General features: G+C 31.0%; 3 protein-coding genes. All 3 read right to left on the bottom strand.

Annotated elements, in window-relative coordinates; all coding sequences use genetic code 11:
* Positions 1–475: 475 nt before the first annotated feature.
* Positions 476–631 (bottom strand): hypothetical protein, encoded by a 156-nt coding sequence (locus tag AFK68_RS36105; protein ID WP_168186269.1) that lies wholly within the window; start codon positions 629–631, stop codon positions 476–478.
* A 78-nt stretch (positions 632–709) separates the two neighbouring features.
* A complete protein-coding gene (locus AFK68_RS01060) occupies positions 710–1,123 on the bottom strand; it encodes an MAPEG family protein (RefSeq protein WP_094670948.1) in 414 nt (137 codons plus the stop codon).
* Between the two features lie 239 nt (positions 1,124–1,362).
* Positions 1,363–1,764, bottom strand: a complete 402-nt coding sequence (locus tag AFK68_RS01055; protein ID WP_094670946.1) for a response regulator — start codon at positions 1,762–1,764, stop codon at positions 1,363–1,365.
* Positions 1,765–2,269 lie beyond the last annotated feature (505 nt).

Below are 2,269 nucleotides of genomic sequence, written 5' to 3'. Positions count from 1 at the left end.
ACCGTAAACTTGAATCATTTCTTCATGGGTATAGTCAATAATAATTGCACTTAATTGATTAGCACTTTTTGCTTGTAAGATTAAATATTTTAATTTTACTAATGCTGCTTTTTGCTTGATAACCATAAAGATAGGACTACCCATTAAGGTGGTGTATAGTAATGGTATAGGGAGTGTAGAAAAAAATGTATATTCTCACGCCTTAGCAAGCAGGACTACCAGGTATTTTACATTGGCACAAGCTAAAAAGCTATTGTAGTACAGTTTTATATGGGTGGTTTTTGCTTTTTGCATTCCCCGTACCAGTATAGAGAGCAGAGAGAATAGATAATATCATCTCTACTTAAGATAGGTAGGTCAAATTATAACAGTTTTCACTAACATAAAATACACATTATAGGTACTATAAACTTTAAGGGTTTAGTAACTAAACCCCCAACTTAACAATCTTTATATCCCAATTGTTTAAGCTATCCTAATCTTTTTCCTTCTCAGAATCTCTCAATTTTTTATCTTGATTATTTGCCTCTATTTCTGCTTCAACTTTTTCTTTTTCCTCCATTTTTTCTTGCCAATCATTCAGTTGCTTAAAAAGTTTTTGGTTAATCTTAAATACTGGTTTTTCTGACATTATTTTTGCCTCATATTGAACAAAAGTCAAAATTAGATAGAATCTATTTTCACTGACCTCTATCTAAATTTATTATAGCTATGAAATAGTTTTCCATAGAGGTAGTATTATTCCTACCAAAGCACCTATAAGTAAAACTAGAGTAGTTAAAGAACTAATACCAAACCCTAGAGTTCGTTTCTCCGCCGCCTGATAATAACCCCAAGCAAATAATATACGCCCAAATACCCAAGTCGCACCGATACCAGCACCCCAAAGTGGACTAACAAACAGAGAAAAAAGCCACAAAGAAGGTAAAAATAAAATTAATTGTTCTAGAGTATTTTGCTGTACTCGTACTACTCGCTCAAAATTTTCGTCTCCCGTCATTTGAGGAGGCATAATTTTGTATTTAGCTCTAGCTCTACCAACATTGATAGTTACTACAAAATACATTAATAAAGTGGCAACTGTTACTAAACTCGGCCATAGAATTTCTGGTGTTTCTACCATAGCGATAACTTTTCAAAGATAATCTATTTGGTCAAATTTAGTCACATCATAGTTCTGATATTTAGTTTTGACAAGTAAATCATAGCTACCGTTTTATTTTTCAGGAAAAATTCCCTATCAAGACTCAAAATTTGAGCGGTAAAATAGGAACTCCTGCTATTATTTTTTTAGGGATTATAGTTTTTTTGAATCTTTTAGTATTGAGCAACTATGATTTTAATAGTGGCAAAAAAACAAAATTATTCCTTGGCAAAAATCAGTGATTTTATTTCCGAGATAAACACCTGATGATCTACTATTGGCTTACCCATAAAACCATCTGCTCCACTAAGTTCCATATAATGTTCACTATCCTTTGCAGTACCAATTGCAGTGACTAACATAATAGGCACTTTAGCTGTATGGGGATTTGCTTTTAACAATTTAGTAATTTCAATTCCATTGATTGGTTTGCCATTATAATAACTATTTTCCAGACAAATATCCATCAGAATAATGTCTGCTTTATTTGCTTTAACAATTTCTATGATTGTTTCTACATCTTCACTAAGTTGAGCAGCAAAACCACCCAATTTTGTCAAAACTTTTTCAAAGACTTTCCAGTTAAGTAGATTATCTTCAACCACCAAAACATTTGTCATCTTATCCTCCCTTGTTCTGATTTCTATGATTATTATTTTGCTACATTAATCAAGATTTTGCTACATTAACAATAAAATGTCTACATAATATAGTCGTAATTTTATTAAATAATGTTACAAAATTGTCTTTAAAATTAGATATTTGTAGCAAATATTTATCCAAACAGTATAAATTCAAGAATTGGCCGATGATAAAGTACCTATAATATTACAAAATGTAAACTACTATCAAGTTAACCTTTCAAAAAATAGAAAAGTGCAGGTATCCTATCAAATAATTGAAACAAAATTTGTTTGCTATAGCGCTACGCGCAAGTCAAAAGTCACTCATGCAAAGGTTAAAAGTAATCTCTGACTGAGTTTTTCCTGGGGAAATGCTCCGAAACAGAATTTAGCAATGTTCTAACCTATTTGCGTAGCGCTATATAAACAGAGTTATAATTTAGTTTTTCTTATCCCATCTTCCAGTTATTTTATACTTATTAAAAAAAACTATATATAATAT

This window comes from Hydrocoleum sp. CS-953 (genome assembly GCF_002260545.1).
In the GTDB taxonomy this organism is placed as follows: domain Bacteria; phylum Cyanobacteriota; class Cyanobacteriia; order Cyanobacteriales; family Microcoleaceae; genus Trichodesmium.
This window is presented reverse-complemented; position numbering and strand designations above follow the sequence as displayed.